The organism is Shewanella sp. JNE2, from assembly GCF_023159115.1.
GTDB classification, from domain to species: Bacteria; Pseudomonadota; Gammaproteobacteria; order Enterobacterales; family Shewanellaceae; genus Shewanella; species Shewanella putrefaciens.
Window position 1 is genome coordinate 316,221 of sequence record NZ_CP096169.1, and the last position, 25,744, is coordinate 341,964.

The following is a 25,744-nucleotide window of genomic DNA, read 5'->3' on the forward strand; positions in this document are numbered from 1 at the left end:
CTATGGACGCTGTGATTCGATAAAGCGAGCTAAGCTGGCAACACTGTGGAAATGGGCCTTAGTGGCATCCGAATTGGCTTCGATTTTGACATCAAATTTTTTCTTGATGGCTAAGCCGAGCTCGAGGGCGTCGATAGAATCTAAGCCTAAACCTTCGCCAAATAGCGGCGCATCGGTTTCAATATCATCAATGCTGACGTCTTCTAGATCGAGACAGTCGATGATTAACTGCTTTATTTCATTGTTTAAGTTCATAATTATTTTCGAGTTGTTGTTTATAGTAATGTTCAAGATCCCGCGTCAGCTGCCGGGCCATTTTTGCATGCTCACCTAAAGCCGCTTGGTACTTCTGGTAAGAAACGATTGTGCCGATTTCAACGGCCATTCCCATGGTTTGCCTTGGGATTTCATACCAAGGTTGCTCCTTTGTCAAACCACGGACATTGGTACGTAGCACCACAGGTAAAATATCCGCTTCGGCCCTTAAGGCGATATTGGCGGCGCCGCGGGCAAAGTGGTTAATGGTCGCACCGACCACCGTACGCGTGCCCTCGGGGAAGATAATTAAATTGGTGCCTCTTGCGAGCACTTCGCGGCAATCCTCTAGCATGAGTTCGGCGCCGCGATTGGGAATATAACCCGCGCAGGACACCACACCACGCAAAAATGGATTACGCCACAAAGCTTGTTTGACTATGCAGCCCGCATTGGGCATGAGACTTATCAATACCACCACATCCACTAAACTGGGGTGGTTGGCAATGACGATAACGCCTTTGGCATTATGTAATTTTTGGGCATCGTGGCTGCTGACCTTAATCACACCAGCCCAAGTGAGCATGGCGACAAAGCCTTTGAACATTAAATGCACGGCCTTTTGTACCCGAATAATCCGCGCCTCTGGTGTGCCTGGCCAAAAACGCAGCAGCGGCAGAATGGTCAAGGAGCTTAATAAGCCGCCTAAGCCAAAGGCGATATAACAACTCACGCCACCTAGCCAACGTGGCACATAATTCAGCCCTTTGCGGCGAGTTTCCGGCAAGGTATAAGCGGCATTGAGCATTGAATCTTGATGATCCTTAGCGGCGTCATGGCTGTGGGCTGCATCAAACATGCTCAAGTCTCCAATGCCATTGGGATAAGCAGCCTGAAATATTTTGCGCCGTTGCAAGGGCGTGGATAAATGCACCATAGGTCAGCGGATTTAAAGCTGTTGCCTTAGAAATGTGGCTCACCGTGAGCTTGGCCGAAGCGGGTGTATCGAAGGGTGCGAGCTGTAGGCCTAGGGCCAAAGGTAATTCAAATTCTTGGGTAAACTCATCGTACACCGGAGGCACTGGATCATCACCGAAAACCAATAGCAATGGTTCTGGCGATTGATGTAATTGGGCGAAGGCTTCGACCATAGCTTGGGACAGGGTTTCTGTGCCCGCCGCAATTGAGGTTGAAGGCGCGGTATTGGCCGCCACTATGCCAAAAATGCCGCTGGCGGTGTTGTGCACCGACTGACTAAAACCTAAGGGCGATAAGGGCTGTTTGGCGATAATATCTTCGAGCAGGCCAATGGTGCGCTGTAACTCTCCATGGCGCGAGGCAAAAATAGAGCGACAATTATGTGTTACGCTGCAACGAAAACTGACCTCTAACATCATTTTAGTTAATCGACTAAAACGGCGGCGTTGCATGGAAGGAATGTGTGTCAGGGGTGGGGAAGTGGTGTCCAGTTCTGATGTAGTGCTTGTGCCTGAGGTCTGCTCAGCCGAGTTTTTGCGCCAACATTGCCAGCTATCATTAAGGGGATATTGAGGAGCCCATGCGCCCCAAGAGAGAATGCTGAATGTTAGTTGCACTACTTTGCCTCGACACTAGTTTAAAGCTGTCTTAGTTATCCCTAACTAAGTTAAAAACATTAATAAATTTAATTAATATTGGGCTACCTACGCGTTGGATAAATCGCGCCAAATACTCCCTCAGTTGTGTCGTGCATTCTACACTAAGTCTTTAGTTTTAATGAAGCCATTTGCATTATGCTGGTTAACAAAATGCAACCAAATCGGAAATTTCAACTCATTGGTAACATATTATTCATGAGGTAGGGTAATAAGAAACAAAGTGGTATTACATATTGATATAGTGAGTTTTAGATTACAAAAGGCGCACTGGGCGCCTTTTGTTGAGTGGGTTTAAGGTTATTGTGCTAATTGATTTTCAAGTTTACGTAACGCAACTTTGAGCTTACGAGTATTTTCTGGACCCATGCGGATTAACAATTTTTGTGCACTGGGTAGTGCTTCTAAATTAGGGTCAACAAATTGATAGTTAACGCTAATTGAACTCAACTCAATAGGATCTTCAACGATCGGTGCCGCGAGTAAAACTTTAATTGCTTGTTGCATTCGGTCATTAAACTTCGCATTACTATAACCCAACTCACTAAAAGCTTCTTCCAACAGCGGCGTTAGTTGCTTATAGGTGCGGATTAGGCTCTGCTCATCCATCTTAGTAATTGAGTCAACATAAGCGTCGTATCTATGATAACTATCTGGATTCAAATAGACTTTATTCGTGATCTCAGACACTGTAAACAGTTTTTCTGGCCCCTTAATTGGGCTTACCTTACGGGTTAATTCACCTTGAGCCAGGTTATCTACAAACACAACGAATTGACGAATAATGTCTTGCTGCACTAATGAAGATGCAAGCAGATTATTATTAATGATGGCGAGTGCTTTTTGTTGTACAAAAGTATCACTTTCAGCCAAGGCGGGTACGGGTTCAACGACGACCTCAGGCTCAGTCGTTACGGATGACTCTGTGCTGTTGGTGTTTGTTTCAGTGGTTGTTGGTGTTGTTTCTGTGGTTTCTTCTGGCTCCGTAGCACTTTCCAGTGTCATAGGTTCAGATGATGGTGTTTCAGGTAATACAATGGGCGCGTTAGGGATGCGTTTGGGTGAGTCTGAATCACCGCTGTAGTAATAATATCCTCCGGCAGAAAGTAGCACGACGAGCACTATCGCAAAAAGAGCAAAGCGATTGCTGCTAGAAGAAGTCTCTTGAGGGTTTATTCTATCGTCTTGATTAACTTGCATTTTACATCCTTAGCTTGAGTTTCAAGGTAACGTGGTGAATACATGCAGCTAACATTAAAGTGCAATAACGGACTTATTCGAGGGCCGCAGGTTTATTGTGCAAGTTTCCATGCGCTTGTCTATAGCACCTAGCTGAACATACATGATTTATTTTACTATGAAGCGATTCGCTTCCTATCTAATTAAGCCTGCACATAGTGCTGTCTGTGCCCGAGCCAACGTAAAATAATTGCATCGACCTTTTCAGGTGCCTGCGTCATTACATGATTTGCCAGTTTCTGAATGTGTGGGATCAAAGCTTGATCGCGCACCAGATCGGCAATTTTGAGCTCGGCGAGCCCCGTCTGTTTAGTGCCAAGCACTTCACCCGGGCCACGAATTTCTAAATCTTTCTGCGCTATGATGAAACCATCATTGCTTTGTCTGAGTACACTCAGTCGTTGGGTGGCGGTATGGCTCAACGGCGCCTTGTAGAGTAACACACAATGGCTTGCGATGGCGCCTCGACCGACTCGTCCGCGCAGTTGATGCAGTTGTGCTAGACCTAAACGTTCAGGGTTTTCGATGATCATTAGGCTAGCATTGGGCACGTCGACGCCGACTTCAATCACGGTTGTCGCTACCAGTAGATGAATCATGCCTGCCTTAAAGTCGGCCATGATTTGCTGTTTCTCGGCACTTTTTAATCTGCCATGCACTAGGCCGATATTGAGATCTGGCAGTGCGAGACGCAGTTCTTCGGCCGTGTCTTCGGCGGCTTGGCATTCGAGCACTTCGGATTCTTCAATCAGTGTACACACCCAGTAGGCTTGACGTTGGTCGGTGATGACGGCGTTGCGCACCCGTTCAAGCACTTCGTTACGGCGGGAATCGGCAATTGCCACTGTGGTGACGGGTGTACGCCCCGGTGGGAGCTCATCAATAATGGAGGTGTCGAGATCCGCATAGGCCGTCATCGCCAATGTGCGTGGAATGGGGGTTGCCGTCATGATTAACTGATGTGGATGAAAGCCTTGGCTCATGCCTTTTTCCCGCAGACCTAAGCGTTGGTGTACGCCGAATCTGTGCTGCTCATCGATAATAATTAACGCGAGTTTGTTAAAGACCACATGCTGCTGGAAGATGGCATGGGTGCCAATCACCATCTGGGCTGCGCCAGATTCAATATCCGCAAGGGATTGGGTTCTGGCCTTGCCTTTCAGTTTCCCTGCAAGCCAACCGACTTTAAGCCCGAGTGGCTCAAACCAAGCGGCAAAGTTAGTTGCATGCTGCTCGGCCAATAACTCGGTTGGCGCCATCATGGCAACTTGATACCCGTTTTCAATCGCTTGCAATGCCGCCATCGCCGCGACTAAGGTTTTACCTGAGCCAACATCCCCTTGCACTAAGCGCATCATAGGGTGCGGTTTTTCTAAATCTTTGCCTATATCAGCCACGACTCTTTGCTGGGCGCCAGTCGGCTTAAAGGGCAGAGCTGCGAGGAAGGGATTGAGCAACTGCCCCGTGGCCTGCATGGTGACGGCAGCGTCTAAATTACTGCGCTGCCGTAGGCGCAACATGCTGAGATTATGGGCGAGTAATTCTTCCTGCACGAGTCGTTGCTGGGCAGGGTGTTGACCTAGCTCTAAATCGAACTGAGAGATCCCCGCAGGAGGGCGATGTAACGTCTGCAGTGCTTGTTTAAGGCTGATGTTGTTAGGTTGCAATTGCGGTGGCAGCAGCTCAGTTAAGCCACCCTCTTTCAGCAATACTAAGGCTTGCTCCGTCAGCTTTAGCCAACTCGCCTGTTTTAAGCCTTCAGTTGTGGGATAAATCGGCGTTAGGGTATCACTCAGGTGAACATCTTCACCGGGATACACCACTTTATATTCTGGATGCACTATCTCAGCTTGATGACTACCACGGCGCACTTCACCATAGGCGCGGATCATCAAACCATTTTGCATGGCATTACGCTGAGCAACGGAAAAGTTAAAGAAGCGCAGGCTTAAGCTGCCCGTATCGTCGCGCACATTGCAGACCAGCATGCGCTTGCGGCCTTGGATGATTTGTGTCGATTGGATTTCTGCTTCTATCGTGCCGTAACTACCAGGGCTGAGGGCGGCAATCGGATAGATTTGGGTTCTGTCTTCGTAGCGCAGGGGTAAGTGAAACAGCAGATCTTGTACTGTTGTGATGCCGAGCTTTGCGAGTTTCTCCGCGACCTTTTTGGCGACGCCTTTGAGGTCGGTGATCGGAACAAGATCCAATTGCTGCAAGTCGTTAGCACTCAATCACTGTGAATTTATACATATATTAACAGAGAATAAGCGTAAGGCAATCTTAGGACGTAACGCGATAAAAGTGCAGGAGGGTAAAGGTTATGCTCTTTTAAATTGGTTGCCTAACCGCTTTGTTTTGTATCGATACATAAAAATACAGATATTTTGAGTTTTCATCTGTTACACATAAAATTAGTCTTGGTTAGATAAGTTTTATTTATCATTTCTCATACGAGGTGCAGGATGTATTTCCAAGTCGTGGTTCTTGCTTTATTAGCATTATTACCGATGGTTAATCCGCCTACTACGGCCACTCTACTTTTGGGGCTGAGTAAGGGGATGTCTCGCGAACATGTTCGGCATCAGGTTAACTTGGCTGCTATCTACCTATTTTGCACTCTTTGTGTTTGCTTTTTTATTGGCTCTTCAATCTTAGAGCTATTTGGTATTTCAATCCCTGGTTTACGATTAGCGGGTGGGCTGATTATCGGCTTTATTGGTTTTAGAATGCTATTTCCTACGCCAGCACAGGCTAATAATGTCGATATTAATGAAAGTATTGCTTTTGTGCCGCTGACGATGCCAAGTATGTGTGGGCCTGGCACTATGGCGTTGGTGATTAGTGGTGCAGCCCAAATTGCTGAGCTGCCCGATGAATACAGCCGTTTTACGATTTATAGCGCTATGGTGACGGCTTTTGCTTTGATGAGCCTGATCAGTTGGGGCGTACTTAAGCTGGCAGATCCCGTTTGTAAAATCCTCGGTGCTACGGGTATTGATGCTATGACGCGGATTATGGGGTTTCTATTGGTGTGTATGGGAATGCAATTTTGTATTAACGGCATAAAAGAAGTGGCACAGGATCCGGTTTTCCATACGCCACTAATCCAAAAGACAGCACTTGAAATGGGAGATAGCCCTACGTCATTAATTTCTCCCCAGCCACTTGCTATTTGAGATCTGCTATAGCAGCCGCCTTACTCTCCTGAGTGATGGAGTTTCTCTTATTCGAAAGCTCCGATCACGGGGAGAGCCATTAGCTCAACTTTGCTTACACTAGTTCAGGTTATTGACTATTTTTTGTCAGATCTAAGCACCAGCTCGACTCGGCGATTCAAACGCTGCCCCGTGTCGTTAGCATTACTCGCGACTGGGCTGTATTCACCGTTGCCATGGGCTGTTAATTGGACGGATGGAATGTTAAACGTTTCATTCAGTTGTTTAATCACGGCAGCAGCACGGCGTTCTGACAGGCTTTGATTGTAACTCCGCTCGCCCTTATCATCGGTATGACCGACCACATAAAAACTCAGAGCAGGATTTTGCTTAAGATAAGTTGCTAGCACCTCTAATACTGGCTTGGACTCGGGCAGCATGCGCTCACTGTCGTAATCGAACAGCAAGCCCTCCAACGTCGCCTTACCTGTTTGCGAGATAGCATCGGTTAACGCATCGAGATTAATCGCCACCCGATCATCCTTCAGTGCCGAGAGTTCCATTACTCTAACAGTAGTGTCAGTCGGTGTACCATTGGAATATCCCTGTGAATAGATATCGAAATATACATCGCCCTGCGGATGGCTGAGTTGAAACAGCTGGTACTCTTGCCCCTCATCATCTTGATCATCTTTAAATAAGCCCATGGCTTTTATCAGGCTGTCATCGTCACCACAGGCGGTACCTTTACAATGGAATATTCGTTCTGCGGCCAGTTTTTGTGCCGCTGCGGCATAATTGCTGTTGATTTCAAATAGAGAATAGCTCTCTGGCATGCGATAACTGATTTGGGTGAGCTTGGCAGCTAGTGGCTTGGTTTGGTAATCGCTTCCGGTCATTCCCACAATCACAGGCACCTGCGTAAAATTGATTTGTTTGTAGTGAGCGATATAACTGCCGGGCATGCGACCCAGCAAAGGATGATCAGCCGATCCTTGTGCATCCTCACTGCGTTTGTCTTTAATCTCAATCTCCTTTGGCGCCTGTTGCAAAAAGCTGTTGTTTGCCTGAATCAGATCAAGCGGCTCTGGGATTACCTCAAGAATATCGACCTGTATGTAGGTGTACCTGCCCTCACGATTAACGGCATAGATGCTGCTGTAAACATCACCACTTGTACCTTTCATTTTTGCTGCCACGTAAGCACTGTGATAGTCGGCATTCACTTCTCTAAGTGGCTTTAGTTGACGCTGCATTGCTTGGCCATCTCCGCAGGATGCAGCCTTGCAATTAAATAAAACCTCAGCATTGAGCTTTTTCATCTGAGCCAAATAATTATTGATCACATGCTCAGGGCTATAACTTTCAGGTAGTTCAACGCTTTGCCGAGTCAACTGTCCAGAGACAGTCAAAAGAGTCAACTTATTGTCATTTACTGCGGTGATAATATCAAAGGGCGTAAAGTGGATGCGTTTTTCTTCAGGAGATTTAGCATCCGAGAAAGGAGTGAACAACTGTTCTGCGTTGGCACCAAAGGCAGTGGTGGTTAATAGTACAGCACTCAATAATGTATTTTGTCCCATAAAAAATCCTTTTCAGTGGGGAGGTTTTACTTTAGCTTATTAATTAGGCGAAGGATCGTACAATAAAAAAATTGAAATGTCATACTCAGAGTTTGTTTAACTAGAGTAATGTTTTTCCCGAGTGATATATATGGATATATGAGAATGTACGTATGAATATGAATATACGAAATGGTATTCGTCTGGAGGGAGAAGGTTTTGACTTGTTACCAGAGTTGAAAAAAATTTATTTTACGAATGGATTGTGTTTACGAAAGGCACTATCAAACAATGAACAACAATATATTAATCGAGTTATTTTTGTCGACTGGACACAAAAAATATCTCCCGCATTGGTATTGCGACATGAAAAATCAACAGTTTATGTCGCTGTCGTCAATCATCACGATACTCAAATAGAAATTACATTGCTAAGAGCTGGATTTCATGAGCAAGTTGTCAGAAATAGTTCTTTAGTCTCACATTTATCAGCAATAGATTGCCAAAGCATTGAATGTTTCACTTAACACAGTGAAAATGCATCTCCAAAATATCTATCACAAAAGCAATCTAAAGGGACGAATTCAACTAATGTCGTCATACTAAATAATTACTTTTTTAGAGTTTATAGCTTAATTTATTTTTATCTTTCTGAGTGATTTAATCATCGTTACATTGTTTTAGTAATAACCATGGAATTCTTTTTATGATTCAAGGAGTGAAACTATGTTTAAGCGTAAAATTATTAAACCGCTTCGAAGACGAGTATTCGTTAATAACAACGGCACATGGGGCAAAGGCTATCAGGTGATGGCCTTATCCTTTTTTTGGCTAATCCACACAATAACTTCTTTAAACGAAGCACTGTAAAGATGTCATTTCGCTTATTTCCTTTTAGCATGAACCTTTTATTTTGTGTATCGCTGCTCGGCGCTACACCTACTTCTATAGCGGAAGAAAAAGTGCTAACGGTGCAAAACATCCTTGCTAATGCACCTAAACCCCATGAGGTTGAATTTGCTCGTAAAGGCGTAGCAGAAACAAGCATAGAGAATGCTTGGGAGCGGCCATGCCCATATAACAGTTCTCGCTTGCTCTTTGACGATTCGGGCGATATTGACTTAGACGAAATTCATCTCCGTTGTCGCCGCTGGCAAGACTGTAAGACGATGGGAGCTTCAGCGAGTCAGTTTACTGAAGGTTTTTTCAAGCACCATAAAACGGGGGAGAAAATTCCTCAGCAGTGGAAAGACGATGGCGAAGACTTGGCCAAGAATGATGCAGAATTTGGTGGCGGTTCGGGACATTCGTATAACCATGCCTTGAAATTTGCTGAAAAAAACTGGCGATTGTTTGAAGGGCGCAGTGCTAGCGAAGCCGACAAACTCGTTAAAAAGCAATTCTGGCAATGGTGCGCGGTCGAACCTTTGTCTATTTGGAAAAGTAAACTAGATGATTAGGATTAGTATGTATTTCAAATTCTTATCAACAGTGACTTAGGTGTAAAAATGCGATTTAGAATAAGGTTATTTCAAGCAAAAATTTTACTTTGTGTCTCGCTGCTCAGCGCCGCCTCTATTTCCATTGCGGAGGAAAAATCCGGCTATGACTTGTTATTGGAGATGTTTCCTAAGCCTTATGAGATTGAACTGGCGCGCAAAGGTATAGCCGAAACCAATATCGATAAGGCTTGGGAACGAGCTTGCCCCTATCGAGAGCTAACAGGAACGACTGAGGCGGAGGACGAGTATTTCTTTCGCTGCCAACGTTGGGACGAGTGTGTGTCGGCAGGCAGTTCGGCCAGCGTTTACACAGAGGGGTTCTTCAGAAACCAGCAACTGGATCCCAATGCACAAGTACCGTGGGAGCTCTACCGGGATGTTCTGTTGGAGGGGGCTGATTTAGAAAGGGTTACAGGTCACTTAAAACAACATGCCGTGAAGTTTGCCGAGGCAAATTGGCGCTTGTTTGAGGGGCGGGATGCTGCCGCGGCAAGTGACTTGGTTAAGAAGAAATTCTGGCAATGGTGCTCTGCCGAACCTTTGACTTTATGGAAGGCTGAGTATCAATAGCAGGCGTCCCCACACCCTAGCAACAAATTTAATGTGAATAAAGGCTGAGCATTCAAGCATCGCCGTCGGCTTTTCCATGCTCTCAATATCGGAAGAGTTCACGGCGTGCGCCACTCGAAGGACAGAAACCACGGTCAAGGATTGAGCCATGCAAGTGTTCTACCGCTACCTGTTATACAGAGCCGCTGCAAAAGCTAATTTAAGTCGATTCCCTCACCGGCAGGCAGGATACGCCAGCGTCCTTTTTCTGGCGATATTTGCCGCAATTGGTTTGGCGGTATTTTCTTTGTATGACTCAGGTGTGGTCGCGACCGAGCGGGTGCGATTACAGAACACGGCCGACAACGTTGCCTACAGCACCGCCACCATGATTACCCGCGATATGAATGTTATCGCCATAACCAATAGAGCAATGGTTGCCAATCAAATTGCCATCGGCCAGGTCGTAGCGCTCGCGTCATGGACGAATATGATCCACGAATTCACCGGAAATCTTGAAACCATCGGTGACTGGATCCAATGGATTCCCTACGTCGGACCTATCATAGAAAAGCTGACCGAAGTCATGCACAAAGGTACCACTGTGCTGAGAAATGCCATTAAGACTGGCAGTGGCCCCTTTATCTTTGCCCAAGATAAGCTAATTAACTTGCTCGCAGGGCTGCAGCGCGTTAACCATGACGCGACGTTGTTTTCTGGAGCCAGTTTGTATGAGGAGGCCGTTAAGCTTAACGATCCTGATGTTCAGGCCAGCCCTTTGGTCAACGCATACAACTTTGGCAAGTTCATTCAGGCCTATCGCGGTTCAACCCATTACTTCGGGCGTCGGCAGATCCGCAATGAATCTTTGACTGCTCAGCGGGTTGCGGAGTTTGGCAACGTGGTAAACGACTCCCGCGATCGCATGATGGCGAATCGTGGCTATGAGGTGGGGCCGCGTATTCCTGTGCCAATCGGATGTGATGGTCCTATTACCGGAAGAATTTGGGCGGAAAAGTATGGTGGTACCGATTTTACTCTGATCAAGAAAAACCGCGGGTATCAGTGGAGCTGGACCTCACTGGATACATTCAGTTTTTGGCACAAATATCGCAGTGGGACTTTCTGCCATAAGACCAGAACCCGGGAGTTTTCGCCATTGGGCTGGGGCGCAGCCCATGCGCTGGATCAGGATCTGAGCAGTGACAGATACACCTATAGAGATCGCAGGGGCGTTGCAGAGAAAACCTTTCCACATAACGATGAATGGAAGGCCGTTAACTACAATAACGACAACAATCGTCAAGCTTGGGCTAATGCCTGGCGCAATAACAGCGCCGCGAATGGGGTTTATCGCCCTACCAAGCATCAGGGTGAAAACAAGGCTGATGTTGAATACAACCTCCGCAAAACAGAGGGCCTGAGAACTTTCCTGGACTTCAAGGCCGACACCAAAACCGATATTGGCCCTGAGTTTACTGTGCTGCTGAAAAAAGACGAATCGAAAATGCCAACCCGTAAGACGCTGGATGGCAGGAATACCAAGGCAGACAGATCGGATAAATACAAAATTGAAGAAAAGGGCGGCATGCCTGGTCAGCAATTATTTGCCTTGGCGTCGGCGGTCCCTATTTTCTCCAGACCCGACGAAGTAAAGTCCCGCAGTAATAAGCCCTGGATGATCAAATGGTCCAGACAGGACAAACTCAGAGAGTTCGGCAATCTGTATAACCCATTCTGGCAGACCCGCTTACAAAAGAGTGATGACAACCTTATCAAGATGCTGATTGGTTCGGGGGTTATTTCATGAAGTCCCTGAAACAACGTGGCGGCGTACTAGCCGAATTTATTGTGATTGGTGGTTTTGTACTGATGCCATTGGCGTTGCTGCTGCCCATGGTGTTCAAGCATATGGAAAACCGTCAAATGACGGAACAGGCGGCACGTTATGCCATCTGGGAACGGGTGGCGTATTTCCAAAGCAAACCCAAGAACCGCAATTCGGACACGCCGGTTAAAACTGATGTTCAAATCAGCAATGAGATCCGCAATCGCGTGTTTGCCGATAGAAATGCAGCCATTTATCTGAGTCAAAATACCAATAAGGTGCAGGAAACGTTAAACCCCGTGCTGCAGGTAAAAGATCAGACCACGCGTAAGTGGGTGACCTTATTTGAAGAAGATAAAAACAAAGCCGGTTTTTATCACAGCAGCCAAACCAGCGAGTCAGAGCTTCCCGGTGACTTTTCCGATGTATCGACCGCGGTTGGCAAGGTGCTCTCCATCGCACCAGATATGGAGCTCAGTAACAAAGGCTTCTACCAGGTCAATGTCAGCAGCAAGTTACGCAGTTTTAAGTGGTTTCCTGAGCTTGGCGATAAGAGCCTAGCGATGACTCGCCAGGGGGCCTTGCTTACCGAAGGCTGGATGATTGGTGGGCCTGCCGCAGCGAAACGTGAGCTTAAGTATCTCGTGCCCATTGGCGCATTCGCCGAGAAGCTGGGGCTGGAGAAACTGATGAAACTCTTGTCTGTATTACCCATTGCCGAGGAGCTGGAGTGGCTGGATTTGGCCAAGATTGAGCCGGATGCGGTCCCCTGCGTAAGACTGGGAACCTACGATCGAAAAGGCCGGGTGAGCACTCCCCAGATTTGTGAAAGCCGCTTAAAAGCCAAATTACATGAGTTGGGGCACAGGAGAAGATGATGCGGAGTATAGTGTTGGCCTTGCTGATTGCCTTTGGTACTCAGGCGCAGGAAAGCGTGCAATTTCCCATTCCCAAGTTTTTTAAGTTGCAGGTGGTTGCTGACGATCTGGTTTTTAATGGCGTAGATATGTCTATTACCGGTTTTGACACCAATAAATCTCCCGAGGAGATTTATTGGTTTTATCAGGATGCCTGGCGGGGTGAGATCAGGGAGTCGACCTTTGGCGACTGGATTATCTATTCCCACCTCAAAGATGGATTACTTTATACGGTGCAGTTCCAACAACTGGATGAGCTGCGTATCTCCGGTACTCTGGCCATTTCCAACTTGCCATCTATGGAGAAAAATCAGCTGAAAAACTTGGGAGAAGGCTTTCCCATAGCACGTAATACCAAGGTTGCCAACGATATCAAGGCTTACGATGGACTGCGTGAATCACGGCATTTATTACTGGTCAACAAGATGTCAGTGACGTCGAACATGGTGTTTTACAAGTCGGCCTTAACCGGGCAAGGCTGGGTATTGCAACATGGAGAATCAGCTTCTTCAGAAGGTGAGGCCCTACTTTTTGCTAAGGACAACAGCACTCTAAATTTGGCTATGACCTACAGAGATGGTCAAACCTTCATTCAGGCGATAAGGATAGACAACTAATGAAAAGGCAGCGTGGATTTGGCGTAACGGAATATGCACTGGGCATTGTGGTGTTAGTGACGATTTTCTTTATGCCTTACAAAGACAACAAATCGATAGCCAATATGCTGATTGATGCAGTGAAGCAGGAGCATTCTGGCTACATCTATGCGCAAACGTTAAGTCAATTTCAGGTGACGTCAGTCAAGGCGTCACCAAAAGTTAATCCAGCCCCTAAAGCGAAAACGGAATTAGAAAGCTTTAACAAGTAAAGGAGTCACTTGTGTCTTTCCAAAAATCTAAAAGCAGTTGGTTAATGCTGACTATTGCAGTGCTTGTTGCAATAGCCGCGTTCTGGCTGTCAAATAACTATCTAAAAAACAAAGAAGAAATATTAAAGAACCAAATTATTCAGGAGGAGGCCGATACTGTTTCTGTGGTGGTGGCATCGCGGTCGATACAGATGGGTGAAATCATCAGTTCGGACAATATGGCGGTGGCTGATATGCCAGCAGCTTTTACATCGGCTTCTGCGGTTGCACCGGGGGATTTTGATTACTACAACGGCCAGGTAGTTAAACACGATATGTCACCTGGAGAACCGTTACTGACCCATTATGTGTCGGGATTGGGGATTGAAAGCTTTTCTGACTTGCTCAGTGAAGGCGAGCGCGCAGTGACATTGCAAATTGACGAAATCAACTCAGTTTCTGGGATGACATTACCGGGCGATATTGTTGATCTTATGCTGGTAACAGAAGACGAATCTGAGGCCGCAGGCAGTGACAAGATAACTCAAATTCAGCCATTGTTACAAAGCGTTAGAATTCTAGCCGTGGATGACATTTCTTTGGTATCTCCTACGCAGGACTTCGTTCTTCATGGCGTAGGTAAAGGTTCCCTTGAATACTCGTCGATCACCGTCGGGGTGAAATATCAGGATGCAGCAAAGCTTATATTGGCGAAGGAGGTTGGAGAGATTGCCTTCATGTTGCGAAATCGCACGGACGGACAAAGGCTCTCCAAAATGCGATTTGACAGCAAACAGCTAGCAACGGAAGCCAGCACCACAGGTCAGTATCAACTCTATACCTTATCTAGTGCATCAGATGGTAGCCTTAAGCCGGTTACCATATCTATTGCAAACCCAAGTCTAAAAGTCGGTGAACTCAGTCTTTTAAAATATAGCGCTACCTCTCAGGCAGTGAAGAATTAGGTGACAAGGATATGTTTTTTAAGCGCGTAAATTTGATGATGTTTCTTTGCGGTTTGATATTGGCACATTCGGCATCGGCGGCACCTGCAAAGCAATATATTGAGCTCTATATGGGGCAGGTCAAAAGTATTCAGGTAGGAGAAGTCAAGCGTATCGCTGTGGGAATGGATGCAGTACTAGGTACCAGTGTGATGAACAACGGTGAGTTACTGCTCATTCCAAAAACGCCAGGCTCAACAGAGTTACATGTTTGGAAAGCTGGTGAGCGTAAACTGACCGTCACAGTGGATGTGTTGCCACAGCAGGCGAGTAAAACACTGAGTGAGCTTCGCTCTATTTTCCGCAGTTTCGAGCATGTCACTTTCCGTCATGAGAGCGGGTTTATTCTGGCTGAGGGAAAAATTCGGCCTGAAGATGCTGAACTCTTTCAAGGGGCCTTGGGTAAGTTTCCCGGAGTTCTCTCGATGGTTAGAGCTGAACAGATTGAAATCAAAGATATGGTCAAAATGCAGGTCAAGGTGCTTGAAATAAACAAAAATGACGGCCTGCAGTTCGGTATAAATTGGGACAATGCTATCAGTGGCCCTTCTTTGGCCTTAGTAACCAATTTTAAACCTAACGATTATTACGTTTATGGTTCCGAGGGTAATAAGCTTCTTGAACTTTTTGACGGCAAAATACCTATTTCTTCTTCTAAAGCCCATGGTTATGGCGGTATAGCGACTGGTATTAACTCCATCATTAATCTGCTGAAAGAGCAGGGAACTGCACGTATATTGGCAGAGCCGTCCCTCAGTACTCGCAGTGGGGAAAAAGCAAGTTTCCAGTCCGGTGGTTCCTATCCTCTAGCAGTACTCAACGAATTTGGTCAGCCCGTGGTTGAAATGCAGGATTATGGTATTCAGCTCGATATTGAGCCAGTCATTGATGAGCAGGGCAATATAATCTCTAGAGTTAGGGCTGAAATGAGTTCTATTGATTTTGCTACTGTGGTGCAAGGGGTTCCTGGATTATTAACGCGGAATACCGAGTCAGTTGTGAATATGAAGGCCGGAGAGACTTTGGTGATCTCTGGACTTATCAGGGTTGAGGACAGTCGCAGCTACGAGAAGTTGCCACTACTCGGTGATATTCCTATTTTGGGGGAGCTTTTCACATCGAGGAATTTTAAGGAAGGACGTAGCGAACTTATTATTCTCGTTACCCCTACAGTGGCAAAAGTCGATACACCGCTTCCTGATGAGATTCAACGGAATTTGGTTGAAATGGAAAGCGCCGAAATCGATGTGCCAGCATCAGATTGGTTGCTTGACTAGGAGGGCTTATGTTTCAAATCCATGTTCAGACCAATAAAGGCACCCGTGTTGCGGATCAAATTTGTCAGGAAGAAAGTTGTATTTTAGGTAAAGATGAAGCCTGTTTTGTGCAGTTGCATGGCTGGCGGATAACTAAAGAACACATTCGTTTTTTCCGTTCCGAACAGGGGCTTTTTGTTAGTGAACTCAGCCCAAGAAGTGGTCTCAGGGTAAATGGCATTGCGGTGGACAGCTATGGCCCGCTGCAGCCTGAAGATCTGATAGAGCTGCATTCCTATCAGATCAGCGCCAAAAATCACACCAAGCTAAAAATGGTTGCTGACGCTGTGCCGATTGCAAAAACAGTGGAGCCAGTTACTGCACCACAGCCGCAGGAAAAAACGGTATCTAATAAAGATCAGCCTGAAGAAGTGGCCCATGCTGACAACGGTCATTCGTTACTGGTTAGAGAGTGGCGAGGTAAAATCCATCAGGAGCTGCTGAAGCAAATGGATTTACGCCGCATCAATGTTAACACCATGACGGATGAGGAACTACGTACTTTCACCAACGCCATGATCGGCGGCATTGTTGCGCAAATGGAAGATTTCCCTGCCAAACTTGACAGGCAAAGAGTGACTGAGCAGGTGCTCAACGAAGCGGTTGGCCTTGGTCCGCTGGAGTCTTTGCTGGCGATGGAGGACGTCAGTGAAATAATGGTGAACGCAGCCGACGAAATCTTCTATGAGAAAGCAGGACGCATTACCAAATCAGACGTGACCTTTACCGATGATCGCTCTGTGTTGGCAGCGATTGAGCGAATTGTGACACCGCTTGGACGGCGTATAGATGAAAGCTCACCCACTGTGGATGCCCGATTGAAAGATGGTTCACGGGTAAATGCGGTGATCCCCCCCATAGCGCTGAAAGGCCCCTGTATCACCATTCGTAAGTTTATGAAGGAGCGACTCACCGCTCAGCATTTGGTGAATTTTAACACCCTAAGTCCTGCCATGGTGCACTTTTTGGAAATGGCGGTGAAGCACAAGCAAAATATCATTATTTCCGGTGGTACCGGCTCAGGTAAAACCACCCTGTTGAATGTGCTGTCCAACTTTATTCCGGTGCACGAGCGGGTCATCACCGTAGAGGATGCCGCGGAGCTCAAATTGACACAGAACAACCTGATTTCCCTCGAGGCAAGACCATCAAACCAAGAAGGAAAAGGAGAAGTGTCCATTAGGGAGTTGGTGAAAAACTGCCTGCGTATGCGCCCTGACAGGATTGTGGTTGGGGAATGCCGTGGTGGGGAGGCGTTGGACATGTTGCAGGCGATGAACACTGGTCATGATGGGTCACTCAGTACCGCGCATGCGAACAGTCCCAGAGACTGTATTTCACGTTTGGAAGTGATGGTGATGATGGCGGGGGTGGAACTGCCGATGCTGGCCATTCGAGAGCAAATCTCATCAGCTGTGCACTTGATTGTGCAGCAAACTCGTTTTGCCTGTGGTTCGCGCAAAATTATCAGTATCTGTGAAGTTACAGGGGTCGAAGGCAATCGTATCCAGCTCGGTGAAATATTCCGATTTCAGCAAAACGGTTACGGAGACAATGGTAAGGTAAAAGGAGAGTTTGTCTCCACTGGCATAGTGCCTCAGTTTTATGAAGAGCTTGCGAAACGTGGACTAGAGGTGGATATGGATATCTTTTCTTCGGACGCTAAGGTCAAGGAGTTGGTCATATGAGCTATGAAATTGCGCTGGTTGCAGCATTATTCTCGTTATCGGCAGGGGTGTTTGCTTGGTTTTCGGTGCGTGTAGTGTCCAGCGCCGCTATAAGTTATCGTCGTAATTTTACCGCTCAGGCCAAGATTAAGCTGTCGGATCTATTTTTGACCATAGAGCCAGAAAAGCTGTTTATGCTGAACTTGGCGGCAGTGGTATTGTTTTTCGTCTTCATATTTTTCTTAACTGGTAATTTGATCCCCGCCGCTCTAATTGGGATTTTGGTAGGGGCTTCGCCAACTGTGATTTTTTCGTGGTTGCGAAAGCGGCGCCAGAAAGCGTTTATCAGCCAATTACCTGACATGTTGCAGGGAACCTCAACGGCCATGCGTTCTGGCGCCAGCCTGAACCAGGCACTGGAGTCTGTGATTGTCGAGTCGAGCGATCCTATTAAACAGGAATTTGACTTGTTCCTGCGGGAAGTGCGTGTTGGTGTGAGCTTTAACGAAGCACTGGATAATCTTTATAAACGCATCCCCTTGATGGATCTAAACTTGGTTATTTCTGGGATGAAAATTTCCCGTGAAATCGGTGGCAACCTCGCTGAAACTCTTGAGCGTATGGCTGATACCTTACGTCGAAAATTGGAAATGGAAGGTAAGATTGATGCGCTCACAGCCCAGGGGCGTGCTCAGGGATATGTGATGACAGGATTGCCAATACTACTCGGCTTAGTGCTTTATCAAATGGAGCCGGAGCAGATGTCACTGTTGTGGACGGAATGGTACGGCTGGGTGGTTATTTCCATCGTTGTGATACTTGAGATTATCGGATTTTTCTTTATTCGAAAAATCGTCAATATAGATGTGTAATTGTGATGACTTTCATTATTTCATTAGGCGTCAGCATTGCCATTTTTATCGGCTTCATTGCCTTTGGTCGAATTGTCAGTTTTGTTAAAAAGGCCGATCGACAGTATATGGATCCCTTACCGCCGTTAATGAGGCTTTGCTGGCCGGCTATTAACTTTTTATCCCACTATTTTGGTGACTTGCTCTCGGTGGAATATATTGAGAGAAGCAAGATTAAACTGCGACGAGCTGGCCTGGCTTATTTAATGACTGCTCAACAGTTCTTTGCTCTTAAATTATTGTCTGCATTTATATTTATATTCTTATCGTGGTTGTGCTTTCTGATGCTTGGTAAACCTGCGGGTATAGTGCCTCTAGCATTTTCACTATTTGGCTTTATCTTTCCCGAAATCAATCTCAACGACAGGAAAAAAAAGGTCGAAAAAGAGATTGTCCGTCTGTTGCCTGTGTACCTCGACTTTATCACCATGGCGGTTGAAGCGGGGATGAACCTGAATAGTGCACTTATGCAGGCGGTTGAAAAGGGGCCTCCAGGTCCCCTGAATCATGAATTTCAAAAGGTGCTCAGAGACATCAAAGCTGGCGTTGGAAAAATTGAGGCGCTGCGAAATATGAGTGAGCGCATCGATATTCGTGAGATCCGAAGTTTGGTATCGTCGCTTTCACATGCTGAAAAAAGTGGCTCCAGCGTAGGAGAAACTTTAAGGATACAATCTGAACAGCGTCGAACCGAGCGCTTCCAACGAGCTGAAAAGCTGGCGATGCAGGCGCCAGTGAAGTTGGTGGGACCTTTAGTACTGTTTATTTTTCCGACGACCTTTATCGTGCTGTTTTTCCCCATTGCCACACAGTTATTCGCGCTGTTTTCCAAGGGGGGGGGAATGCAACTAAAAGCATTGTATCTGGAGGACCGTTCACTCTTGAATTACGTATTTCTGCCACAGACCTTTTGGCAGCGTGCCAGAGGATTGCTGGCAAAACCTTTATTGCAAGCCGATGAAGGATACTTATTTACGGAATGTCGCTGTATTCATATGTTTGGGATGAGGTATGCGCTGGATATTGTGTTTTTGGATGCGCAAATGAAAATCTGTAAAGTGGTGCCCGATTTGGCACCTTGGCGGTTGGCGTATTGTTTGAGTGCTAAATATACATTGGAATTGGCACCAGGTAGTGTCAGTCGTCTTGGACTCATTCTCGGACAACAATTGGAATTGAGATAAAAATGAATTTAATCAAAGCGATAATCTTATGCGTCATTTTAACGGCTTGCAGTGCAGCACCCCAGTCACAAGTTGACTTTTCTTTTAGTGAAAGGTTTAACGTCGCTGAGCAAGCTTACATTGAGGGTAGACTGGCTGACGCAGAAACCTTGTATTTACAGCTGACACAGACTAATCCTGAATATAAAGAGTCCTGGTTTAAACTAGGTAATATCTATGCTCGTCAAGGGCGCTATGAAGCCTCAATTCGCTGCTATGAAAAGGTGCTTGTTCTCGATAGTCAGGATGGAAAGGCTTGGTTTAACCTTGCCGTGGTTAAACTCAATCAATCGAGACAAATTTTGCAACAGGCGGAGCAAATTCTCGCTCCTGAAACTGCCGAGTTACAGCAAATCAAGCAATTGACTCATTCCCTTAATCAGGTATCTAAGGGGAGCTAACGTGAGACGGAGTTTTAGAGGTCAAAGTCTGACAGAATTTTTGGTGCTAATGCCCATCTTTTTCTTGTTGTTGTTAGGCATATTGGAGTTCACTTATATTTTTCGCGCCAAAACTACGTTAAATACTGCGACATTTGAAGCTGCTAGGTTGGGCTCTCTCCATCACGCCCAACTTGAGCCCATGCGTGAGGCCCTGCGAAAAGGCATGGTGCCACTATATATGAGAGGGGAAACGGGAGCGCTGAAAATGGGAGAGGCGTATCTCAAGGTAAAGCTGGACGAAGCCGCAATGAATAAGGTATCTACCACTGTCACTATAGTTCATCCCACTAAGACCATATTTGAAACTTTTAAAGTAAAACGAAAAACCGCATTGGTGAATGATATTGCAGATAAAGAGCGTTGGATAATTCCTAACGACAGTTTGTTGTATCGTTCAGCTAAGAAAGAAAGTGTAAAGGTAGCAGGACAGAACGAAAGCCTGAATATTCAGGATGCTAATTTGCTGAAAGTTAAAACCCTTTGGTGCTATCAACTGAAGATACCTATTTTACGTGAACTCCTTGTATCCAGTTTGGGGTGGTTTGGCTCACCTGAACAGCGGGCGTGTAATACGCTTGGCGCCTTAACTGGGCCAAGGCTAGCGTTGAGTTCACAATCAACAATCAGGATGCAGTCACATATAGTGTCTGATGGAAATTTGAAGTAACAGGGAAGGTTATGAATATCAAACTGCTTATTGGCATGTTTCTAGTTAGCTGTGTGCCAACAGTAAATGCGGCATCAATCGGTGATTATCAATTTAAAGGCGCCGAGTTGTTTAGTAGTGAAAACAAAGTGTTGACTAACAGAGAGGTTCCACTTGGTCCCATGATATTAGCTCATCAGGAAACCAACGAACGTACTGAGGGATATCATCCTCAGCAAGCTGTACTGATAAGTGGTAATGCAAAAGTACGAGTATTTGATTTCAATCACCAATATTCGGTTGTTTATGTTGCCCAATTAGTTGAGGAAATATTAGGCCAACGAGGTTACACCATTCGTTATCGTTGCCAAGAGCAGGCTTGTGGAGAGCTTATTGGCTGGCGAGCCCTGTTATCGAAATCTATTGATGGTGTTGAGGGCCTCCAACAAGTCATTGTTGCGAGTAAAATAAATAATAATTTATCGGTATCCTATGTGGTGGGTCATGTAACCGATATTGATAACCAGCCACGGTTGGTTATGCAAACCATAGAGGCTGCAGCGCCTATTAAATGGCCTTCAGAACAGGTGTTGACGCTTCATTTTGAGGTAAATTCTGCTGACTTGAGCGATGTACAAAAAGGTTATCTTGCCGATATTGCCGATGTGATTCAACGCGACAGCACGGATAAATACAAAATTACTGGTTTTGCCGATAATCAAGGGGATGAAAAGTCCAATCTTACATTGTCTGAAGCTAGGGCTCGCACAGTGGCTAAATTGCTGATAGAGCATTATGGTGTACCTGCTGAAGTAGTTGAGGTTAAAGGGCTTGGTGAATCCAACCCCTTGAGAAGTAATAACTCCTCCGGTGGGCGGGCTGCAAATAGGAGGGTTGAACTGACTCCGGTACGTCTATGATCAAGTTAGTGCCTATGGCTTTGTCTACCTTGATAGCAACCCTGAGCTGAATCTCCGAGGATAGTATAATGTGTAAGGTGATGAGCGTCGTTTATACATCTTTCAGCATGGAGTTTTCTCTGGTGCTAACTTATCTAGAGTTATCTTGAGTAAAGTCAACAGAATTCTCTCATGTGACTTTAAGAGGCTGGATTTGCGATTAGCAAGTCCGGCCTTATTCAGTGATTAAAAATAATGATTAATGCGTTATTTGGATGGTTGTGGACATCATTCGACGTTCTGGATCTGCTCTCTCATTTGCTCGATAAGGACCTTAAGCTCCACTGCGGCTGAGGTGATTTCAGTGCTGATGGATTTAGAGGCGAGGGTATTCGATTCGCGGTTAAATTCCTGCATCATAAAATCGAGACGGCGACCTTCGCTGCCGCCTTTTTTGAGGATGCGGCGAGCTTCGGCTACATGGGCTTCGAGGCGATCCATTTCTTCGGCGACATCTTGTTTCTGTGCTAGTAACACCATTTCTTGCTCGATACGGGCTGGGTCGAGTTCACCTTTGATTTCAGCAAGGCGGTTGGTGAGCTTTTCGCGTTGATACTGCATAACCGTTGGCATGTGCTCGCGTACCACAGCGATTTGCTCGCTCACGCCATCTAAACGGCTTAACAGCATGTCTTTGATGGCTTCGCCTTCACGACCGCGGGCTTCGATAAATTGATCTATGGCAGAATCGAAGGCTGTCATTAAGTCTGCACCGATTGCATCCATATCTTGTTCACCGCTTGCTAGCACGCCTGGCCAACGTAGGATGTCGGTCAGATTGACATCGCCTTGTCCCGCTTCTTGCTTGAGCCAAGTGGCAGCATCTAATAGCTGTTTTGCCAGTGCTTGATTCAATTGCAGTTCGTTATGGCTGTTGTCGGCAAGTTCATAGCGCAGATTCACTTCCACTTTACCACGGCTTAAGCGTTTGCGTAGGCGGTCGCGAAGTACGGGTTCAAAGCTGCGAAATTGCTCGGGTAAACGTAGATAGGTTTCGAGATAACGTTGATTGACTGAGCGAATTTCCCAGGAGGCAGTGCCCCATTGTGCTTTGTGCTCGATGCGAGCGTAGGCTGTCATGCTTTGGATCATGGGTTGTCCTAATGGTGTAATCGTCATAATGAGAGGCGATTATAGAGTCAATAGCTTTAGGATTAAAGGCATACAGTAAATATACCCAAGCTACCTGAAGATACGAGTTTCAGAGCGCCTAGGGTGCTTCAATTCAAGGCGCAGCAATGACAGAATGTCGGCTACCTTTTGAATTGATGCAACACGGAAGTGAAGTGCCCTAGGCGTTCCGTCCCGGCGGCTGATGTTAACCACGGGGTAACGCACTTTATGCTGCGTTGGTTATTTTTAACTTAGTCCACTAGGTCCGCAAATAACCGCAATCGCCATGGATGGCGTGAATGCCATTTATGCAGGAGCAATAAATGGCCTTGCCTAAAGTGCGTTAAACTCCCGCTGAATTCTGCATCTTCAGGTTGTTTGGGTATAAGGACACGGATTAGGCGTTTGAGTGTGATGAGTTTGCCAGAGAATCACCCTAAGCATGGCATCCTAAGGCACAAGCCCCTATAATATGCAGCCAAAATCGGTCAATGACTCAGAATACAGGAATCTCGCATGCGTCCAAGTAACAGAACGCCAGCACAAACTCGTCCCATCACTATCACTCGCCAGTTTACGGCCCATGCCGAAGGTTCTGTGTTAGTGGAATTTGGCGAAACGAAAGTGCTTTGTACCGCCAGTTTTACTGAAGGTGTGCCACGTTTCCTTAAAGGTCAGGGCCAAGGCTGGGTGACGGCAGAGTACGGCATGTTGCCACGTTCGACCCATAGCCGTATGGATCGTGAAGCCGCTCGCGGTAAGCAATCTGGTCGTACACAAGAAATTCAACGTCTTATCGGTCGTGCGCTGCGCGCCTGTGTGGATATGAAAGCCCTAGGCGAAAACACTATCGTTATCGATTGTGATGTGATCCAAGCTGATGGTGGCACGCGTACTGCGTCAATCACTGGCGCCTGTGTGGCTTTAGTGGATGCATTGAACTGGGCACGAGGTAAAGGGATCATTAAATCTAACCCTTTGAAATTCCTTATCGCTGCCGTTAGCGTAGGTATTTACAAGGGTGAAGCGATAAGCGATCTCGAATATATCGAAGACAGCGCCGCTGAAACTGATATGAATGTGGTGATGACAGAAACGGGTAAAATTATTGAAATCCAAGGTACAGCTGAAGGTGAGCCGTTTACTCACGAAGAGTTGATTGAGCTACTCGGATTGGCGAAGAACAGTATCCGTGAAATCGTCGATGTGCAAAAAGCCGCTTTAAACTAATGTGTACTGATAAAAGCCCCGACATTGATAAAGTGCGGGGCTTTTTATTAGCTGCAGCTTTTTGTCTGTAACAAGAGGCTAGCGTGATCCAACCCTGTACCTAATAAAATTTTATAAAATAAAATATTTCCTAATAAAAACTAGTTACATACAAAGTCGTAAGGAGAGATTGTGAAAGCCTATCAACGTGAGTTTATTGAATTTGCCTTAGAGCGTCAGGTACTGCGATTCGGCGAGTTTACCCTTAAATCGGGCCGTATCAGTCCTTATTTCTTCAATGCGGGTTTGTTCAATACTGGCCGTGATTTAGCGCGTCTGGGCCGTTTTTATGCCGCTGCGTTAGTGGATTCTGGCATTGATTACGACTTGCTGTTTGGCCCTGCTTACAAAGGTATTCCGATTGCGACCACTACGGCAGTTGCCCTGTGTGAGCATCACGATATCGACATTCCTTACTGCTTTAATCGCAAAGAAAAGAAAGATCACGGCGAAGGTGGCAGCTTAGTCGGTAGCGAGCTAAAAGGCCGTGTGATGCTGGTGGACGATGTGATTACTGCGGGTACTGCGATTCGTGAGTCGATGGAAATCATCGAAGCCCATAAAGCACAATTAGCGGGCGTGTTGATTGCTTTAGACAGGCAAGAGAAAGGCAAGGGCGAATTATCGGCCATCCAAGAGGTTGAGCGCGATTTTGGTTGCGGTATTGTGGCGATTATTAAACTCGCCGATCTGATCAGCTATCTGTCTGAAAAACCAGGGATGGAAGTACAGCTTGCCGCTGTGAGCCAGTATCGCGAGCAATACGGGATTTAAGCGGAACCTAGGCTCGAGAGTCTAGGTTCTAGAACCTAGACTCTCTATGCCTTATTGATGCAAAAACTCGGCGCGGGTTGCGGGGTTAGATTTGAAAATACCGCCCAGCGCTGTGGTAGTGGTTGAACTGGTGGAGTCCATCACGCCACGGGATTTGACGCAGTAATGCACGGCATCCATTTTAACGGCAACGTCTTTGGTTTCGAGCAAGGTTTGTAGCGCTACTAACACTTGCTGAGTCAAACGCTCTTGCACTTGTGGACGTTGGGCAAAGAAACGCACGATGCGATTAATCTTTGATAAACCAATGATTTTTTTGCGTGGTAGATAAGCTATGGTCGCAGTGCCATCGATCGTCACTAAATGGTGTTCGCAGGTACTGGTGAGGCTAATATCTTGCACTCGCACCATTTCATCGAAGCCCATCTTATTGTCGATAACCGTGATCTTAGGGAAGTTCGCATAATCTAAGCCGGAGAAGATTTCATCGACGTACATTTTAGCAATGCGGCGCGGCGTATCGGCAAGGCTATCGTCTGACAGATCCAATGACATTAATGTCAGGATTTCTTTCATATGATGTTCAATCTTGTCTTTACGTTCTTCACTGCTGTAAACGCTTGGGAGCATTGGGGTTTCAAGTCCACGTTCTAATAACGCGGCTTGTACTTTTACTGCTGCTTCACTTAATGCCATCTTATCCTCCACTACGTCGTAGCGGCTATAACAGAAAACCTATGCTGATCATCGCGTGGTACTTGGGCTGTTCAGCATCAGATACAAATTATTGTTATTCTCGCTAGGGCAAGAATAGGGGGAGGAGGATAGCGCGAATTGCAGACAATTCATACCGAAAAACGCGCATAGACCACATGAAAAAGCCGATAGTCCTTATCGGATATCGGCTTTAAATCTACCACTGCCAATC

Annotated in this window: 27 protein-coding genes; 19 read left to right on the forward strand and 8 right to left on the reverse strand. The window is 46.3% G+C overall.

Translation table 11 applies throughout. From position 1 onward, the window contains the following. The 5 genes from MZ182_RS01520 to recG all read right to left on the reverse strand — a co-directional run bounded on the left by MZ182_RS01520 (position 1) and on the right by recG (position 5,347). Complete coding sequence (locus MZ182_RS01520; RefSeq protein ID WP_011787697.1) at positions 1 to 255, reverse strand: phosphopantetheine-binding protein; 255 nt, start codon at positions 253 to 255, stop codon at positions 1 to 3. Next, on the reverse strand, positions 239 to 1,114 hold the full coding sequence (locus MZ182_RS01525; protein ID WP_025008042.1) for a lysophospholipid acyltransferase family protein: 876 nt from the start codon (positions 1,112 to 1,114) through the stop codon (positions 239 to 241). Before MZ182_RS01525 ends, MZ182_RS01520 begins: the two co-directional genes overlap by 17 nt. After that, positions 1,107 to 1,850, reverse strand: coding sequence for a beta-ketoacyl synthase chain length factor (locus MZ182_RS01530; protein WP_011918528.1), 744 nt, complete (start codon positions 1,848 to 1,850; stop codon positions 1,107 to 1,109). Before MZ182_RS01530 ends, MZ182_RS01525 begins: the two co-directional genes overlap by 8 nt. A 339-nt stretch (positions 1,851 to 2,189) precedes the next feature. Beyond that, on the reverse strand, positions 2,190 to 3,089 hold the full coding sequence (locus tag MZ182_RS01535; protein WP_011787700.1) for a DUF3014 domain-containing protein: 900 nt from the start codon (positions 3,087 to 3,089) through the stop codon (positions 2,190 to 2,192). Positions 3,090 to 3,271: 182 nt separating this feature from the next. Beyond that, a complete protein-coding gene (recG, locus tag MZ182_RS01540; protein ID WP_014609667.1) occupies positions 3,272 to 5,347 on the reverse strand; it encodes an ATP-dependent DNA helicase RecG in 2,076 nt (691 codons plus the stop codon). Positions 5,348 to 5,593: 246 nt separating this feature from the next. On the opposite strand from recG, the gene MZ182_RS01545 reads away from it, so the two are divergent. Continuing rightward, the gene (locus MZ182_RS01545; protein WP_011787702.1) at positions 5,594 to 6,307 is read left to right on the forward strand and encodes a MarC family NAAT transporter; all 714 of its coding nucleotides are present in this window, start codon (positions 5,594 to 5,596) and stop codon (positions 6,305 to 6,307) included. Positions 6,308 to 6,423: 116 nt separating this feature from the next. On the opposite strand, the gene MZ182_RS01550 is transcribed toward MZ182_RS01545, so the two are convergent. Continuing rightward, positions 6,424 to 7,869 (reverse strand): OmpA family protein, encoded by a 1,446-nt coding sequence (locus MZ182_RS01550; protein WP_248069583.1) that lies wholly within the window; start codon positions 7,867 to 7,869, stop codon positions 6,424 to 6,426. A 152-nt stretch (positions 7,870 to 8,021) separates the two neighbouring features. Here MZ182_RS01550 and MZ182_RS01555 point away from each other — a divergent pair, with 152 nt between their 5' ends. The 16 genes from MZ182_RS01555 (at position 8,022) to MZ182_RS01625 (ending at position 21,621) form a co-directional block, all read left to right on the forward strand. Continuing rightward, positions 8,022 to 8,375, forward strand: a complete 354-nt coding sequence (locus tag MZ182_RS01555; protein WP_248069585.1) for a hypothetical protein — start codon at positions 8,022 to 8,024, stop codon at positions 8,373 to 8,375. A gap of 10 nt (positions 8,376 to 8,385) precedes the next feature. Continuing rightward, positions 8,386 to 8,454 carry a hypothetical protein gene (locus MZ182_RS21405; RefSeq protein WP_411028082.1) on the forward strand — a complete coding sequence of 23 codons (69 nt, stop codon included), beginning with the start codon at positions 8,386 to 8,388 and terminating at the stop codon, positions 8,452 to 8,454. A gap of 266 nt (positions 8,455 to 8,720) precedes the next feature. Then, positions 8,721 to 9,308, forward strand: coding sequence for a hypothetical protein (locus tag MZ182_RS01560; protein WP_248114736.1), 588 nt, complete (start codon positions 8,721 to 8,723; stop codon positions 9,306 to 9,308). Positions 9,309 to 9,356: 48 nt separating this feature from the next. Continuing rightward, positions 9,357 to 9,920: a hypothetical protein gene (locus MZ182_RS01565; RefSeq protein ID WP_248114737.1), complete on the forward strand. Its 564-nt coding sequence runs from the start codon at positions 9,357 to 9,359 to the stop codon at positions 9,918 to 9,920. 148 nt (positions 9,921 to 10,068) lie between these two features. Further along, the gene (locus MZ182_RS01570; protein ID WP_248068989.1) at positions 10,069 to 11,709 is read left to right on the forward strand and encodes a TadE/TadG family type IV pilus assembly protein; all 1,641 of its coding nucleotides are present in this window, start codon (positions 10,069 to 10,071) and stop codon (positions 11,707 to 11,709) included. Then, complete coding sequence (locus tag MZ182_RS01575) at positions 11,706 to 12,605, forward strand: hypothetical protein (RefSeq protein ID WP_248068992.1); 900 nt, start codon at positions 11,706 to 11,708, stop codon at positions 12,603 to 12,605. The genes MZ182_RS01570 and MZ182_RS01575 overlap by 4 nt, the downstream gene beginning before the upstream one ends. Positions 12,606 to 12,619: 14 nt before the next feature. Then, on the forward strand, positions 12,620 to 13,261 hold the full coding sequence (locus MZ182_RS01580) for a hypothetical protein (protein WP_248068995.1): 642 nt from the start codon (positions 12,620 to 12,622) through the stop codon (positions 13,259 to 13,261). Next, entirely contained in the window at positions 13,261 to 13,512 is a 252-nt protein-coding gene (locus tag MZ182_RS01585; protein WP_248068998.1) for a hypothetical protein, read from the forward strand. The genes MZ182_RS01580 and MZ182_RS01585 overlap by 1 nt, the downstream gene beginning before the upstream one ends. 11 nt (positions 13,513 to 13,523) lie before the next feature. After that, positions 13,524 to 14,456, forward strand: coding sequence for a Flp pilus assembly protein CpaB (gene cpaB / locus MZ182_RS01590; protein ID WP_248069001.1), 933 nt, complete (start codon positions 13,524 to 13,526; stop codon positions 14,454 to 14,456). Between the two features lie 11 nt (positions 14,457 to 14,467). After that, positions 14,468 to 15,772: a type II and III secretion system protein family protein gene (locus MZ182_RS01595; RefSeq protein WP_248069004.1), complete on the forward strand. Its 1,305-nt coding sequence runs from the start codon at positions 14,468 to 14,470 to the stop codon at positions 15,770 to 15,772. Between the two features lie 8 nt (positions 15,773 to 15,780). Next, the gene (locus MZ182_RS01600) at positions 15,781 to 17,499 is read left to right on the forward strand and encodes an ATPase, T2SS/T4P/T4SS family (protein WP_248069007.1); all 1,719 of its coding nucleotides are present in this window, start codon (positions 15,781 to 15,783) and stop codon (positions 17,497 to 17,499) included. After that, positions 17,496 to 18,350, forward strand: a complete 855-nt coding sequence (locus tag MZ182_RS01605) for a type II secretion system F family protein (RefSeq protein WP_248069010.1) — start codon at positions 17,496 to 17,498, stop codon at positions 18,348 to 18,350. The genes MZ182_RS01600 and MZ182_RS01605 overlap by 4 nt, the downstream gene beginning before the upstream one ends. Before the next feature lie 5 nt (positions 18,351 to 18,355). Beyond that, the gene (locus MZ182_RS01610) at positions 18,356 to 19,573 is read left to right on the forward strand and encodes a type II secretion system F family protein (RefSeq protein WP_248069065.1); all 1,218 of its coding nucleotides are present in this window, start codon (positions 18,356 to 18,358) and stop codon (positions 19,571 to 19,573) included. Between the two features lie 2 nt (positions 19,574 to 19,575). Continuing rightward, positions 19,576 to 20,013, forward strand: coding sequence for a tetratricopeptide repeat protein (locus MZ182_RS01615; protein WP_248069013.1), 438 nt, complete (start codon positions 19,576 to 19,578; stop codon positions 20,011 to 20,013). Between the two features lies 1 nt (position 20,014). Further along, a complete protein-coding gene (locus MZ182_RS01620) occupies positions 20,015 to 20,722 on the forward strand; it encodes a TadE/TadG family type IV pilus assembly protein (RefSeq protein ID WP_248069016.1) in 708 nt (235 codons plus the stop codon). A gap of 11 nt (positions 20,723 to 20,733) precedes the next feature. Beyond that, positions 20,734 to 21,621 carry an OmpA family protein gene (locus MZ182_RS01625; protein WP_248069017.1) on the forward strand — a complete coding sequence of 296 codons (888 nt, stop codon included), beginning with the start codon at positions 20,734 to 20,736 and terminating at the stop codon, positions 21,619 to 21,621. A gap of 267 nt (positions 21,622 to 21,888) precedes the next feature. Here MZ182_RS01625 and MZ182_RS01630 read toward each other — a convergent pair whose 3' ends face one another. After that, positions 21,889 to 22,752 carry a YicC/YloC family endoribonuclease gene (locus MZ182_RS01630; protein WP_248069020.1) on the reverse strand — a complete coding sequence of 288 codons (864 nt, stop codon included), beginning with the start codon at positions 22,750 to 22,752 and terminating at the stop codon, positions 21,889 to 21,891. Between the two features lie 537 nt (positions 22,753 to 23,289). Between MZ182_RS01630 and rph the strand changes: the two genes are divergently transcribed. Together rph and pyrE are read left to right on the forward strand one after the other, a co-directional pair. After that, positions 23,290 to 24,003, forward strand: a complete 714-nt coding sequence (gene rph / locus MZ182_RS01635) for a ribonuclease PH (protein WP_011787729.1) — start codon at positions 23,290 to 23,292, stop codon at positions 24,001 to 24,003. 171 nt (positions 24,004 to 24,174) lie between these two features. Continuing rightward, positions 24,175 to 24,816 (forward strand): orotate phosphoribosyltransferase, encoded by a 642-nt coding sequence (gene pyrE / locus MZ182_RS01640; protein WP_006079863.1) that lies wholly within the window; start codon positions 24,175 to 24,177, stop codon positions 24,814 to 24,816. A gap of 51 nt (positions 24,817 to 24,867) precedes the next feature. Here pyrE and folE read toward each other — a convergent pair whose 3' ends face one another. Continuing rightward, positions 24,868 to 25,512 (reverse strand): GTP cyclohydrolase I FolE, encoded by a 645-nt coding sequence (gene folE, locus MZ182_RS01645; RefSeq protein WP_248069023.1) that lies wholly within the window; start codon positions 25,510 to 25,512, stop codon positions 24,868 to 24,870. Between the last annotated feature and the right edge of the window lie 232 nt (positions 25,513 to 25,744).

Coding starts and splice junctions, on each gene's coding strand:
- MZ182_RS01520 (WP_011787697.1), bottom strand. CDS start 255: ATGAACTTAAACAATGAAATAAAGCAGTTAATCATCGACTGTCTCGAT.
- MZ182_RS01525 (WP_025008042.1), bottom strand. CDS start 1,114: ATGTTTGATGCAGCCCACAGCCATGACGCCGCTAAGGATCATCAAGAT.
- MZ182_RS01535 (WP_011787700.1), bottom strand. CDS start 3,089: ATGCAAGTTAATCAAGACGATAGAATAAACCCTCAAGAGACTTCTTCT.
- MZ182_RS01545 (WP_011787702.1), top strand. CDS start 5,594: ATGTATTTCCAAGTCGTGGTTCTTGCTTTATTAGCATTATTACCGATG.
- MZ182_RS01550 (WP_248069583.1), bottom strand. CDS start 7,869: ATGGGACAAAATACATTATTGAGTGCTGTACTATTAACCACCACTGCC.
- MZ182_RS01555 (WP_248069585.1), top strand. CDS start 8,022: ATGAATATGAATATACGAAATGGTATTCGTCTGGAGGGAGAAGGTTTT.
- MZ182_RS01560 (WP_248114736.1), top strand. CDS start 8,721: ATGTCATTTCGCTTATTTCCTTTTAGCATGAACCTTTTATTTTGTGTA.
- MZ182_RS01565 (WP_248114737.1), top strand. CDS start 9,357: ATGCGATTTAGAATAAGGTTATTTCAAGCAAAAATTTTACTTTGTGTC.
- MZ182_RS01570 (WP_248068989.1), top strand. CDS start 10,069: ATGCAAGTGTTCTACCGCTACCTGTTATACAGAGCCGCTGCAAAAGCT.
- MZ182_RS01575 (WP_248068992.1), top strand. CDS start 11,706: ATGAAGTCCCTGAAACAACGTGGCGGCGTACTAGCCGAATTTATTGTG.
- MZ182_RS01585 (WP_248068998.1), top strand. CDS start 13,261: ATGAAAAGGCAGCGTGGATTTGGCGTAACGGAATATGCACTGGGCATT.
- MZ182_RS01595 (WP_248069004.1), top strand. CDS start 14,468: ATGTTTTTTAAGCGCGTAAATTTGATGATGTTTCTTTGCGGTTTGATA.
- MZ182_RS01600 (WP_248069007.1), top strand. CDS start 15,781: ATGTTTCAAATCCATGTTCAGACCAATAAAGGCACCCGTGTTGCGGAT.
- MZ182_RS01605 (WP_248069010.1), top strand. CDS start 17,496: ATGAGCTATGAAATTGCGCTGGTTGCAGCATTATTCTCGTTATCGGCA.
- MZ182_RS01610 (WP_248069065.1), top strand. CDS start 18,356: ATGACTTTCATTATTTCATTAGGCGTCAGCATTGCCATTTTTATCGGC.
- MZ182_RS01615 (WP_248069013.1), top strand. CDS start 19,576: ATGAATTTAATCAAAGCGATAATCTTATGCGTCATTTTAACGGCTTGC.
- MZ182_RS01625 (WP_248069017.1), top strand. CDS start 20,734: ATGAATATCAAACTGCTTATTGGCATGTTTCTAGTTAGCTGTGTGCCA.
- MZ182_RS01630 (WP_248069020.1), bottom strand. CDS start 22,752: ATGATCCAAAGCATGACAGCCTACGCTCGCATCGAGCACAAAGCACAA.
- rph (WP_011787729.1), top strand. CDS start 23,290: ATGCGTCCAAGTAACAGAACGCCAGCACAAACTCGTCCCATCACTATC.
- folE (WP_248069023.1), bottom strand. CDS start 25,512: ATGGCATTAAGTGAAGCAGCAGTAAAAGTACAAGCCGCGTTATTAGAA.